This is a genomic window from Streptomyces lacaronensis, assembly GCF_047337785.1.
GTDB classification, from domain to species: Bacteria; Actinomycetota; Actinomycetes; order Streptomycetales; family Streptomycetaceae; genus Streptomyces; species Streptomyces lycopersici.
Genome location: NZ_JBLHDK010000003.1, coordinates 7,803,944 through 7,816,576, shown reverse-complemented (window position 1 = coordinate 7,816,576; position 12,633 = coordinate 7,803,944). Strand labels below are relative to the sequence as shown.

The following is a 12,633-nucleotide window of genomic DNA, read 5'->3' as shown; positions in this document are numbered from 1 at the left end:
GACATGGCTCTCACCCAGTCCGACATCGACGGCGAACTCGCGCACATACGGGAGTCGTACGACAAGGCGCGCGCCGAGGGCGCTCCCGCCACCGACCACCCGCCGCGCGACTTCCCCCCGTACCGCAGCAGTGTGCTGCGCCACCCCAAACAGCCACTGGTCGCGGTGCACGGCGACCCGGAGACCGTGGAGCTGCACACCCCGGTCTTCGGCCACACCGACATCACCGCGATCGACAACGACCTCACGGTGCAGCACCAGGGCGAGCCGCTCGGCGAGCGGATCACCGTCTCCGGACGGCTCCTGGACAGCCGGGGCCGCCCCGTCCGGGGGCAGCTCATCGAGCTGTGGCAGGCCAACGCGTCCGGCCGCTACGCCCATCTGCGCGATCAGCACCCCGCGCCGCTCGACCCCAACTTCACCGGTGTGGGGCGGACGTTGACCGGCGACGACGGTTCGTACCACTTCACCACCATCAAGCCGGGCGCGTATCCATGGCGCAACCACGAGAACGCCTGGCGTCCGGCGCATCTGCACTTCTCCGTCTTCGGCGCGGCGTTCACGCAGCGGCTGGTCACCCAGATGTACTTCCCCGGCGATCCGCTCTTCGCCTACGACCCCATCCTGCAGTCGGTGACGGACGACTCGGCGCGGCAGCGGCTGGTCGCCCGTTACGACCACGGGCTGTCGCGGCCGGAGTGGTCGCTGGGCTACCGCTGGGACATCGTGCTGGACGGGCCGTCCGCCACGTGGATCGAGGAGGGGCGCTGATGAGCGAGAGGCTCGCACCCGCGCAGAGGCTCGCACCCCCGCAGGGGCTCGCCCCCGCCGAGAAGCTCGCGCCCGCCGAAGGGCTCGCCCCCGCCGAGAGGCTCGCGCCCACCCCCTCCCACACCGTGGGCCCCTTCTACGGCTACGCCCTGCCCTTCCCCGGCGGCGGCGAGATGGCCCCGGAGGGCCACCCCGGCGCCATCACGCTCCACGGCCATGTCCGCGACGGCGAGGGCGCCCCCGTCCCGGACGCGCTGGTGGAACTGTGGCAGGCGGGCCCGGACGGCTCGCTCGCCGGGGCGGGCGGGTCGATGCGGCGCGACCCGGTGACCGGCGGCTTTCTCGGGCGCAACGGCGTGGACTTCACCGGTTTCGGCCGCATCGCCACCGACGCGGACGGCCACTGGACGGCCCGTACGCTGCCACCGGGCGGCCCGGCCGCGCCCGCCGCGCCGTACATCAGCGTGTGCGTCCACGCCCGGGGGCTGCTGCACCACCTCTTCACCCGCGTGTACTTCCCCGAGAACGCCGAGGCCAACGCCGCCGATCCGCTGCTCGCCTCGCTGGATCCGGCGCGCCGCGAGACGCTGGTGGCGACGGCGGCGTCCCCGCCGGGGACCTATCGCTTCGACATCCGTCTTCAGGGCGAAGGAGAGACGGTTTTCCTTGAGTTCCACTAGTCCTGGTACTTCCGACAGCGACGACGTGGGGCTGCTGTCACCGGTGCGGGCCGGGTCGGCGGTGGCGGCCGCCACGGGCGACACGGCGTTCCTGCAAGCCATGCTGGACGCCGAGGCCGCGCTGGCGCGGGTGGTGGCACCGGCCGGTGCGGCGGAGGTGGTGGCGGGCGCGGCCCGCGTCGAGCTGTACGACGTACGCGATCTGGCGCTGCGCGCCCGCTCCGGAGGCAACCCGGTCATCCCGCTGGTCGCCGATCTCACGGCGGCGGTGGCCCGTACGGACGCCGAGGCCGCGTCGTACGTCCACCGGGGCGCGACCAGCCAGGACATCGTGGACACGGCCGCGATGCTGGTGGCGGCGCGGGCACTGCCGCTGATCGTGGCCGATCTGGAGCGTACGGCGGCGGAGCTGGCGCGGCTCGCCGCCGCGCACCGCGACACCCCGATGCCCGGCCGCACCCTCACCCAGCACGCCGTCCCCACCACCTTCGGGCTGAAGGCGGCGGGCTGGCGGGCGCTCGTCCTGGACGCCCGCGACCGGCTCACGGCGCTGCGGCCGCCCGCGCAACTGGGCGGTGCGGCGGGCACGCTGGCCGCCTTCGACGGCGGCGTTCCGCTGCTGGGCCGGTTCGCCGAGGAGACCGGCCTCGCCGAACCCGAACTGCCGTGGCACACCCTGCGCACCCCCGTCGCCGACCTGGGCACCGCGCTCGCCTTCGCCGTGGCGGCGCTGGGGAAGATGGCGGCTGATGTGCTGGTGCTCTCGCGGACGGAGATCGGTGAGGTGGCGGAGGGGGCGGGGGGTGGCTCGTCCGCCATGCCTCATAAGTCGAACCCGGTGCGTGCCACGCTGATGGCCGCCGCGGCCCGTCAGGCCCCGGGGCTCGCCGCGACCCTGCTCGGCTCGCTCGCCGCGGAGGACGAACGGCCGGGTGGGGCGTGGCATGCGGAGTGGCAGCCGCTGCGGGAGCTGTTGCGGCTCGCCGGGGGTGCCGCCCATGACGCCGCGGAACTCGCCTCCGGGCTGCGGGTCTTCCCTGACCGGATGGCCGCGAACCTGGGGCTGACGGATGGCCTGATCGTCAGCGAACGCCTTATCGCCGCGCTCGCGCCGGGGCTCGGCCGGGCTCGTGCGAAGGAAATCCTGGCGGAGGCGGCTCGGGAGGGGAGGGGGCTGGCCGAAGCGCTATCGGGCGTCCTGCCGCCTGACCGTCTGCGCGAACTGACCGACCCGACCACGTATGTGGGCGCGGCCCCCGCCCTGGTGGGACGCGCTCTGGCCCGCCATGCGTAAACGCCTCCGGCGGCCCATCCCCCACCCCGCCCCTTCCCGAACCGGGGGACACCCCCGGTCCCCCACCGCGGGGGCTCCGCCCCCACACCCCCGCCGGGGCTCCGCCCCGGACCCCGCTCCTCAAACGCCGGAGTGGCTGGCAACACAGACCGCGAAGCCCCAGGCCCGCCCCAGGCGCGCGGCCCATCGTTCGGGAAGGGGCAGGGGCAAACACCCCACCGGACAACACCACCCACCCACCGGAGCACCCACCCCATGACCAACGCCCTACCCCACCACAACCTCACCGGACCCCCCACCGCCCCACCCCTCATCCTCGGCCCTTCCCTCGGCACCTCCCTCGCCGTCTGGGAGCCCCAGCTCACCCCGCTCGCCCGGGGGCACCGCGTACTGCGCTGGGATCTTCCCGGCCACGGCGGCTCCCCCACCACGCTGCTGCCCTCGGACGGCTCGGCCACCATCGACGATCTCGCCGCTCTCGTACTGCGGCTGGCCGACGATCAGGGGTGGGAGCGGTTCGCGTACGCGGGGATTTCGATCGGCGCCGCGGTCGGGCTGCATCTCGCCGCACACCACCCCGAGCGGATCAGCCGCCTGTCCGTCGTCTGCTCCTCGGCCCGCTTCGGCGACCCCGCCGTCTGGCGTGAGCGGGCCGCGCTCGTACGGGCCGAGGGGACGGAGGCGATGGTGGCGAGCCGCCCCGGCACCTGGTTCTCGCGCGACTTCGCCCGCACGCCCGTCGGCGCCGCGCTGATCGAGGATCTGCGGGCCACGGACCGCGCGGGCTACGCCGCCTGCTGTGACGCTCTCGCCGCGTACGACATGACGGCCGACCTGGAGAAGATCACGGCGCCCACCCTCGTCGTCGCCGGTCGCGACGACCCCGCGACCCCGCCCTCCCACGCCCGCCGAATCGCCGACGCGGTGCCCGGCGCGAGCCTGCTCGAGGTCGCCGGGGCTGCCCACCTGGCGGGCGTGGAGCGGCCGGAGGCGGTCACCGGGGCGCTGCTCGCCCACCACCTCAACAGCCCAGCACCCCCACGGGACGACGCCTCACGCCACGCCGCCGGGATGGCGGCGCGCCGGGCCGTCCTCGGGGACGCGCACGTGGATCGCGCGGTGGCCCGGACGACGCCGTTCACCGCCCGCTTCCAGGACTTCATCACCCGTTACGCCTGGGGCGAGATCTGGACCGGTGACGGGCTGGACCGGCGGACCCGCAGCTGTATCACCCTCACCGCGCTGATCGCCCACGGTCATGACGCCGAACTGGCCATGCACATCCGGGCCGCGCTCACCAACGGGCTGACCCGTGAGGAGATCGGCGAGGTGCTGCTCCAGTCGGCGATCTATTGCGGCGTCCCGGCCGCCAACTCGGCCTTCGCCACCGCCCAGCGCGTCTTCGATGACATGGACGCCGAGATCGACACCGGGCTCGACACCGAGTTCGACACCAGGCTCGACACCGACGTCGACTCAGCGTCACATTCCGATACCGAAAAGTGACATCCCCCCGCAACACCTCTGTCGTAATCCGCCTCCATCGTTGATCGTTGGGTCGTACGGAGACCGGGAGACCGGGAGACCGAGACCGGGAGACGAGGGGGCGCACGCCAATGTCCATGAGCCGCCGAAGGCTGCTGGGTGCGGGCGGAGGGCTGGCCCTCACAGGCGCGCTCGCCTCCGCCTGTGGGTCCAACACCGGGCGGGACGGCGATGACCACGCCGGCCAGCCAGTGATCAAGCAGTGGTACCACCAGTACGGCGAGCCCGGTACCGAACAGGCCGTCAGGCGCTACGCCGACGCGTATCTGAAGGCGAACGTCCAGGTGCAGTGGCGGCCGGGCAACTACGACCAGCAGACCGCCGCCGCGCTGCTCACGAAGTCCGGCCCGGATGTCTTCGAGGTCAACGGCCCGACGCTGGACCAGATCCAGGGCGGTCAGGTGGTCGACCTCACCGATCTCCTCAGCGAGGCGAAGGACGACTTCAACCCGGCCGTGCTCGCCCCGAAGACGTATCAGGGCAAGATCTGGGCCGTTCCGCAGGTCATCGACACCCAGCTGCTCTACTACCGCAAGAGCATGCTCGATGCCTCGGGGGTGGAGCCGCCGCGCAGCCTCGACGCGCTGATCGACGCGGCGAAGGAGCTGACCACCAAGGACGTCAAGGGGCTTTTCCTGGGCAATGACGGCGGCCCCGGCGTCCTCGGCGGCACCCCGCTCAACGCCGCCGGGCTCACCCTGGTCACCGAGGACGGCGAGGTCGGCTTCGACGATCCGGCCGCCGCCCGGACGCTCGGGAAGCTGCGTCAGCTCTACGCCGAGAAGTCGCTGCTGCTCGGCGCGCCCTCCGACTGGTCGGATCCGGCCGCGTTCACCCAGGGGCTCACCGCCATGCAGTGGTCCGGGCTGTGGGCGCTGCCGCAGGTGAAGAAGGCGCTGGGGGACGACTTCGGGGTGCTGCCGTTCCCCCGGGACGGGGCGCACGGCGCGCCCGCGGTGCCGGTCGGCGCGTACGGGGCGGCGGTCAGCGCCCGGGCCCGGGACAAGGCGCTGGCGAAGGCGTACGTGAAGTGGCTGTGGGTGGAACGGACCGACTACCAGGAGGACTTCGCGCTCCGCTACGGCTTCCACATCCCCGCCCGGATCTCGCTGGCCACGAAGGCGGCCAAGCTGCGGCAGGGCCCGGCCGGTGAGGCGGTGCGCTACGTCACCGACCACGGCCACGCCGAGCCGCTGCTGTGGACCTCCGCGAGCCGTACGGCGTACCAGGACGCGCTGAGCCGGATCATCAAGGGCGGGACCGATCCGGACGGCGAGCTGCGGTCGGTGGTCCGCACGACCGAGGCCGAGCTGCGGCGCGTGAAGAAGAAGAGCTGATGCGGGGGACGTTCGCCCGAAGGCTCCTGGGCCCGCAGAACCGCCATCTGTGGTTCTGGATATTCGTCGGCCCGTTCGTCCTGGGGCTGACCCTCTTCACCTACGTCCCGCTGGCCTGGAGCGTCTACCTCAGCTTCTTCGACGCGCACAACACCGTCTCGCCCACGGACTTCGTCGGCTTCGACAACTACACGGCGATGCTGGGCGACGACGCGTTCACCGACAGCCTGGTGACCTTCCTGGTCTTCACGGCGTTCATCGTCCCGGCCACCTACGCGCTCTCCCTCGCCCTCGCGCTGATGGTCAACCGGTTGCGCTGGGCGCAGGCGTTCTTCCGGTCGGTGTTCTTCCTGCCGGTGGCGTGCTCGTATGTGGTGGCGGCGCTGATCTGGAAGATGTCGATCTTCAACGGGGTGCGCTTCGGGCTGGCCAACACCGTGCTGGACTGGTTCGGCGCCGATCAGATCGCCTGGCTGTCGACCACGGACCCGCCCTGGTACTGGCTGGTCATCGTGACCGTAAGGCTGTGGCTCCAGGCGGGGTTCTACATGGTGCTGTTCCTGGCCGGGCTCCAGCGCATCTCCCCGCGGCTGTACGAGGCGGCGGCCGTGGACGGGGCGCGGCCCGGCTGGCAGGTGTTCCGGCACATCACCTTTCCGCAGCTGCGGGCGACCTCGGTCGCGGTGGTGCTGCTGCTGGTGATCAACGCCTTCCAGGCGTTCGACGAGTTCTACAACCTGCTGTCGGACTCGCGCGGCTATCCGCCCTACGCCCGCCCGCCGCTGGTCTACCTCTACTACACGGCGCTGGGCCAGGGGCAGAACCTGGGCCTGGGCAGTGCGGGCGCGGTGATCCTGGCGCTGATCATCGCCGTGGTGACGGTGGTGCAGGCCCGCTGGTTCGGCCTGGGCCGGAAGGAGGACTGATGCCCACTCCCCCGAAGTCGCGCGATGCCCGGCGCCGGAACGCACGCGACGTCCGGCGCCGGAACGCACGCGACGTCCGGGACGCCCTCGTCGGCGTGGGGCGCGCCGTGCGGCTGGTGCTGCTGCTCGCGCTCGCGCTGGTCTTCCTGATCCCGTTCTATCTGCTGGTGCGCAACGGTCTGTCGAGCGAGGCGGACATCACCTCGCCGGGGTGGACGTTCTTCCCGGGCGAGCTGCACTGGTCCAATGTCAGCGAGTTGTTCGACGACCCCAATGTGCCGATGGCGCACGCGCTGCTCAACTCCTCGCTGATCGCGGTCCTCACCACCGTGGGCACCCTGCTGCTGGCCTCGCTCGCCGGGTACGGCCTGGCGCGCATTCCGTACGCCTACGCCAATGTGGTCTTCTACTGGATCCTGGGCACCTTGATGGTCCCGGCGGCGGTCACCTTCGTGCCCAGCTTCGTGCTGGTCAGCTCGCTCGGCTGGGTGTCCACGCTGCGCGGTCTGGTGGTGCCCACGCTGTTCAGCGCGGTCGCGGCGTTCATCTTCCGCCAGTACTTCCTGGGTTTTCCCCGGGAGCTGGAGGACGCGGCGCGGGTGGACGGGCTGGGCTACTGGCGTACGTACTGGCGGGTCGTGGTGCCGAACTCCCGGCCGGTCTTCGCGGCGGTGGGCACGATCGTCTTCATCGGCGCCTGGAACTCCTTCCTGTGGCCGCTGGTCATCGGGCAGGACCGGGACGCGTGGACGGTGCAGGTGGCGCTGTCGACGTTCACCACCGCTCAGACCGTCAACCTCCATGAGCTGTTCGTGGCGGCGGCGGTGTCGATCGTGCCGCTGCTGGTGGTCTTCCTCGTGCTCCAGCGCTATATCGTCGCGGGCGTCGAGCGCACGGGCATCGACGACTGAGGCGGCTCATCCGGCGGCCTGGCCGTCGTCCGGCAGCGGGGCGTACCGCCGCAGCCAGACCTCGGTCTGGGACAGATGCGCGGTGGCGGCCGCGGCGGCGGCCGCCGGATCGCGGGCGGCCATGGCGTTGATCAGCGCCTCGTGGCCGAGGTCGCTGGCCAGCCGGATGGTGTCGGCCTCGGCGGCGTCGTAGATGCTGTAGTGGCTGCCCCGGGCGCGCAGCACATCGGCGAGGGCGGCCAGCGCCTCGTTGCCGCTCGCCTCGCAGAGGGTGGAGTGGAACTCCCGGTCCAGCTCGTGCCGTTCCGTCTCGTCCTCGGAGACGGCCAGCCGCTTCTGCACCTCGCGCAGCCGGGCGACCACCCGCTCGTCGGCGCGGGCGGCGGCGAGCGCGGCGGCCTGGGCCTCCAGGGGGCGGCGGACGTCGAACAGCTCCAGCAGCCCGTCGAGCGGCAGGACGTCCACGGTGGCGGCGAACCCGGCCAGCATCTGCCCGGGGCGCAGCGCCGATACGAAGGTGCCGGAGCCGTGGCGGGACTCCAGCAGCCCGAGGGCGGCGAGGGAGCGCACCGCCTCGCGCAGCGATCCGCGTGAGACGCCGAGCCGCGCGCAGAGCTCGGGCTCGGCGGGAAGCTGCTGCCCGGGCGACAGCTCACCCTTGGCGATCATGGCGCGGAGCCCGTCCGCCGCCTCGTCCGTCGCGGTCATCCCGCCACCCCTTCCTGACCAGCTCCGGCCAAGTCATTAGATGACTTCATGCTACCGGTCGGCTTCGTTACCTCCAATTTACGTTGAGCCCCTGTTCAGAACGGTCTCGCCCCTCTACCGTTCCCGGGAGCTCAAAGAAGTCATCGGACAACTAAGCCAACCAGAACGAGGAAGGGACTCATGACCACCCCGTCGTCGCACTGGACGCTCGATCCCTCGGTCGTCCATCTCAACCACGGCTCGTTCGGCGCCGTGCCGCGCACCGTCCAGGAGGTTCAGCGGGCGCTGCGCGAGGAGATGGAGACCAACCCGGACGCGTGGTTCCGGGAGTTGCCCGAGCGGGTCGGGCAGGCGCGCGCCGCCGTGGCGCGGTTCCTGCGGGTCCCGGCGGAGCACACCGCCCTGGTGGCCAACGCCAGCGCCGGGGTGAGCACCGTCCTGGGCTGCCTGCCGCTGCCGCCCGGCGGCGAGGTGCTGCTGACCGACCACGCCTACGGCGCGGTGGCGATGGGCACGGCGCGGGCCGCCGAGCGGGCCGGCGCCCGGGTGCGGACGCTGCACATTCCGCTGGAGGCGACCGCCGAGGAGGTCGCGGCCGTCTTCGCGGGGGCGCTGAGCGAGACCACCGCGCTGGTAATCGTGGACCAGATCACCTCGGCCACCGCCCGGCTGTTCCCGGTGGCGGAGATCAGCCGGCTCGCCCACGCCGCCGGAGCGAAGGTCCTGGTCGACGGCGCCCACGCGCCCGGCATGCTGGCCGATCCGGTCGGCCTGGCGCAGGACGCCGACTTCTGGGTGGGCAATCTGCACAAGTGGTGCTGTGCGCCGCGCGGTACGGCGGCGCTGGTGGCGCGCGGGCCCGACGCCCAGGCCCTGTGGCCGCTCACCGACTCCTGGGGCGCTCCGGACCCGTTCCCGCAACGCTTCGACGTCCAGGGCACCTCGGACTTCACCGCCTGGCTCGCGGCGCCGCGCTCACTGGAGTTCATCGAGGAGACGTACGGCTGGGACGCCGCCCGCGCCCGGATGACCAAGCTCGCCGAGGTGGCCCAGGGGCTGCTGGCCGAGGCCCTGGACGCGGATCTGACCGCCGTCGGCGGCAGCGAGGCCCCGGCGATGCGGCTGATCCCGCTGCCCGCCGGGCTCGCCACCGACCACGAGTCCTCGCACGTACTGCAACGCCGGATCGCGGCCGACGCCGGCATCGAGACCGCGATCACCTCCTGGGACGGCCGGGGCTTCCTGCGGCTCTCGGCCCATCTCTACAACACCGTTCCCGACTACGAACGACTGGCCGAGCGCCTCCCCGGGCTGCTCGGGGCCTGAGGCCTCGAGGAAGTCCGGTGCGGTTCGGATGCGCCCGAAGGGGCGCGGGGCCGTGTCGATGTGCGGCTCCGCCGCGTGGGCGCGACCAGCCACGACACAGCCGCGGATGAACGACCGCACCTCGCGGCACTTCCTGCGGAGCGCTTACGCACGGGCCAGCGAAGGAGTGACCACCGCCATGCGCAACAAATCCATCGAAGCCACCATCGAGGACGCGGCGAACCCGGAGACCCGGCTGGCCCGCGCCCTGGGCCCGCTCCAGCTGACCCTCATGGGCATCGGCGTCACCATCGGCGCGGGCATCTTCGTACTGACCGGCACCGCGGCCGCGAACTACGCCGGACCGAGCATCGCGCTCTCCTACACCATCGGCGCGGTCGCCACCGCCCTGGTGGCGCTGTGCTATATGGAGTTCGCCAGCACCGTCCCGGTGGCGGGCAGCGCCTACACCTTCGCGTATGTCTCGCTCGGGGAGCTGGTGGCCTGGCTGATCGGCTGGGACCTCATCCTCGACATGACGATGGGCGCGGGCGCGGTGGCCAGTGGCTGGTCGCAGTACGTCACCGACTTCCTGGCCACGTTCGGGGTCCACATCCCGGCCTCCGTCTCCGGCCCGGACGCGGCCGTCAACGTCCCGGCCGTGCTGGTCATCCTGGTGCTCACCGCCATCCTGGCCTCCGGGGTGCGCACCACCTCCCGGATCAACACGGTGATGACGGTGGTGAAGCTCGTGGCCATCGTCCTCTTCCTCGCGATCGGGGTGACGCATGTGGACGCGGCCAACTGGTCGCCGTTCATCCCGGCGTCCCAACCGGTCGGCGGCGACGGCGACATGTGGGAGCAGCCGCTGCTGGGCTGGGCCGGGCTGGGCGCGGACGCCACGTTCGGCATGGCCGGGATCCTCACCGGCGGCGCGATCGTCTTCGGCGCGTACTCCGGCTTCGACATCATGGCCAGCAACGCCGAGGAGGCCAAGCGGCCGCAGCGCACCCTGCCCATCGCGCTGCTGTCCACCGTGGCCGTCTGCGCCGTGCTCTACGTGGCCGTCGCGCTGACCGTGACCGGGATGCAGCACTACTCCAAGCTGGACAACGCGGCCCCCATCACCGGCGCCCTGAAGGCGGCGGGCGCGGACTGGGCGGTGCGGATCGTGGGCATCGGCGCGATCTGCGGGCTGACCACGGTCGTGATGATCATGCTGCTGGGGCAGAGCCGGGTGTTCCTCGCGATGAGCCGCGACCGGCTGCTGCCCGAGTGGTTCTCCCATGTCCACCCGGTGACCCGCAGCCCGCGCCGGATCACCTGGACCCTGGGGCTGCTGGTCGCGTTCATGACGGCGGTGCTGCCCATCGGGGACCTCGCCGAGCTGGGCAACATCGGCATGCTGACCTCCTTCATCGTCGTCTGCGTCGGAGTGGTGTACCTGCGCCGCTCCCGGCCGGGTCTGCGGCGGGGGTTCCGCACCCCGTGGGTGCCGGTCGTCCCCGCCGTCGCGGTGCTGCTGTGTCTGCTGCTGGTGGGGAATCTGCCGCTGATCACCTGGGCCCGGTTCGTGGGCTGGATGGCCGCCGGACTGCTGATCTACCTCTGCTGGGGCCGTCGGCACAGCAAGGTGGCCACCGGCGAACTGGCCACCGGGGCCACGCCGGGGACTGCTGAGGACCACGACATGGCCGAGGGCCGGAAAACCTCATCCGCGCCCTGACGGCCCCCGTCCGCTCGTGGCGACCGGCGGCAGCGCCGCCGGTACCCCGAAGACGCGCTCCCCCGGCGCCCCGCCCCGCAGCAGCGCCGCCCCCAGCGGGGTCAGCGTGTGGAGGACGGCGCTGCCCTGGCGCAGGGTGTGCACCAGGCCCGCCTCCCGCAGCACACTGGCGTGCTGACTGGCCGAGGCCAGCGATACGCCCACCCGGCGGGCGAGTTCACTGGTCGTACAGCCGCCGCCGACCTCCAGCAGCACCGCGGAGCGGGTCTGCCCGACCAGCTTGCCGAGCGTCTGAGCGGCCCCGGACCCGGACCGGGCCCCGGCCTCGGACCGGGCCCCGGACCCGGACGCGACGGCGGACCGCTGCTCGGGGCGGGGTATCAGACCGCACCGGGCGTGTTCGACGGGGTAGACCAGAACGGGCGTCAGATCCGGGTTCCGGAAGGTCACCGGCGTCCCCCGGCAGAAGAACGACGGCAACAGCAGCAACCCCCGCCCCCGCAGCCACAGATCGCGGTCCACCGGATAGTCGACCTCCAGCACGGGCGCCCGCCACCGCATCGTCGGCGGCAGCGAGGCCAGCAACCCATCGGCGCCCCCGTCCAGCAGGGCACGGCCCCGGGCCACCCGGTCGGCCTCGATCCGGGCCTGGATATGCGGCCAGTACGGGGCGACGGCGGCCTGGTGGTAGGCGCGCAGCGTGCTGATCAGGCGGTCCAGCGATCTTCGCTCGCCCTGCGCCAGATCCCGTATCCACCCCGGGAGCGCCCGGGCCGCCGGAAGCCCGGCCAGTTCCGTGTGCAAGCGCTCACCCGAGACGGCGCGCAGCGCGGACATCGCGGCATCGCAACCGATTACCCCTTCGGCGGGTGTCAGGAAGTCCGGGAAATAGCCGCGCGACGGAATGAGCGGCGCAAGCAGCCGCGCTTCGCCGTTGAGTCGGTTTCGCGCCTCGGAACGCCATTTCCCGTATACGGTCTCGGCCCGGTTCTCCCGCAGCCGATGGAAACTTAAAACGGTTTCCCAGAGCGCGTCCGGGCGGACCGCCATCCGCAGCCGGGCCAGATCGAGTTCACTGAAATGAACACGGAGCACCAGACCCCCACACGTGACATTGCGATCGCCCCCCGATCACCGATGAGTATGCACGCTGGCACGGTCAGTCACCACGCCCTTTTAGCCAGATGTGAAACGGGGAGCGGCGCGGAGCCCGGAAGAGGAAAGCTGTTCTCCAGGAAAACCGGGGGCCACCGGGAAAAACTCCCGAGGGCCGTCCGGAATTCAACAGGCGGTGCTCAGAGCCAGTTTGCTCGTTCCCGTGGGGGGTGACGAGTACGTTACGGCGACTGGGCACTTGTGTTGCCGCACGTAGCCGATGCGCGCGGCAACAGCTCCCGTGGGGGGAGTGAGAGGGGGCGGCACCTCCGCAC

Annotated in this window: 11 protein-coding genes; 9 read left to right on the top strand and 2 right to left on the bottom strand. The window is 71.9% G+C overall.

Features of this window, described 5'->3' with window-relative positions:
* Positions 1-3: 3 nt before the first annotated feature.
* The 7 genes from pcaH to ACMTAK_RS33385 all read left to right on the top strand — a co-directional run bounded on the left by pcaH (position 4) and on the right by ACMTAK_RS33385 (position 7,464).
* Positions 4-771, top strand: a complete 768-nt coding sequence (gene pcaH / locus ACMTAK_RS33415; RefSeq protein ID WP_413809606.1) for a protocatechuate 3,4-dioxygenase subunit beta — start codon at positions 4-6, stop codon at positions 769-771.
* The gene (gene pcaG / locus ACMTAK_RS33410) at positions 771-1,451 is read left to right on the top strand and encodes a protocatechuate 3,4-dioxygenase subunit alpha (RefSeq protein ID WP_413809605.1); all 681 of its coding nucleotides are present in this window, start codon (positions 771-773) and stop codon (positions 1,449-1,451) included. The genes pcaH and pcaG overlap by 1 nt, the downstream gene beginning before the upstream one ends.
* Positions 1,438-2,745 carry a 3-carboxy-cis,cis-muconate cycloisomerase gene (gene pcaB / locus ACMTAK_RS33405; protein WP_413809604.1) on the top strand — a complete coding sequence of 436 codons (1,308 nt, stop codon included), beginning with the start codon at positions 1,438-1,440 and terminating at the stop codon, positions 2,743-2,745. The genes pcaG and pcaB overlap by 14 nt, the downstream gene beginning before the upstream one ends.
* A gap of 255 nt (positions 2,746-3,000) precedes the next feature.
* On the top strand, positions 3,001-4,251 hold the full coding sequence (gene pcaDC / locus ACMTAK_RS33400; protein WP_413809603.1) for a bifunctional 3-oxoadipate enol-lactonase/4-carboxymuconolactone decarboxylase PcaDC: 1,251 nt from the start codon (positions 3,001-3,003) through the stop codon (positions 4,249-4,251).
* A gap of 110 nt (positions 4,252-4,361) precedes the next feature.
* Positions 4,362-5,627 (top strand): ABC transporter substrate-binding protein, encoded by a 1,266-nt coding sequence (locus ACMTAK_RS33395; RefSeq protein WP_413809602.1) that lies wholly within the window; start codon positions 4,362-4,364, stop codon positions 5,625-5,627.
* Positions 5,627-6,553: a carbohydrate ABC transporter permease gene (locus tag ACMTAK_RS33390; protein WP_413809601.1), complete on the top strand. Its 927-nt coding sequence runs from the start codon at positions 5,627-5,629 to the stop codon at positions 6,551-6,553. Before ACMTAK_RS33395 ends, ACMTAK_RS33390 begins: the two co-directional genes overlap by 1 nt.
* Positions 6,553-7,464: a carbohydrate ABC transporter permease gene (locus ACMTAK_RS33385; protein ID WP_413809600.1), complete on the top strand. Its 912-nt coding sequence runs from the start codon at positions 6,553-6,555 to the stop codon at positions 7,462-7,464. The genes ACMTAK_RS33390 and ACMTAK_RS33385 overlap by 1 nt, the downstream gene beginning before the upstream one ends.
* A gap of 6 nt (positions 7,465-7,470) precedes the next feature.
* Here ACMTAK_RS33385 and ACMTAK_RS33380 read toward each other — a convergent pair whose 3' ends face one another.
* Complete coding sequence (locus tag ACMTAK_RS33380; RefSeq protein WP_413809599.1) at positions 7,471-8,172, bottom strand: FadR/GntR family transcriptional regulator; 702 nt, start codon at positions 8,170-8,172, stop codon at positions 7,471-7,473.
* A 180-nt stretch (positions 8,173-8,352) separates the two neighbouring features.
* On the opposite strand from ACMTAK_RS33380, the gene ACMTAK_RS33375 reads away from it, so the two are divergent.
* Both ACMTAK_RS33375 and ACMTAK_RS33370 read left to right on the top strand, forming a co-directional pair.
* Positions 8,353-9,498: an aminotransferase class V-fold PLP-dependent enzyme gene (locus ACMTAK_RS33375; RefSeq protein ID WP_413809598.1), complete on the top strand. Its 1,146-nt coding sequence runs from the start codon at positions 8,353-8,355 to the stop codon at positions 9,496-9,498.
* A 178-nt stretch (positions 9,499-9,676) separates the two neighbouring features.
* Positions 9,677-11,203: an APC family permease gene (locus tag ACMTAK_RS33370; protein ID WP_413809597.1), complete on the top strand. Its 1,527-nt coding sequence runs from the start codon at positions 9,677-9,679 to the stop codon at positions 11,201-11,203.
* On the opposite strand, the gene ACMTAK_RS33365 is transcribed toward ACMTAK_RS33370, so the two are convergent.
* Positions 11,189-12,298, bottom strand: coding sequence for an ArsR/SmtB family transcription factor (locus ACMTAK_RS33365; RefSeq protein ID WP_413809596.1), 1,110 nt, complete (start codon positions 12,296-12,298; stop codon positions 11,189-11,191). The two genes, ACMTAK_RS33370 and ACMTAK_RS33365, sit on opposite strands and share 15 nt — an antisense overlap.
* Positions 12,299-12,633: the final 335 nt, after the last annotated feature.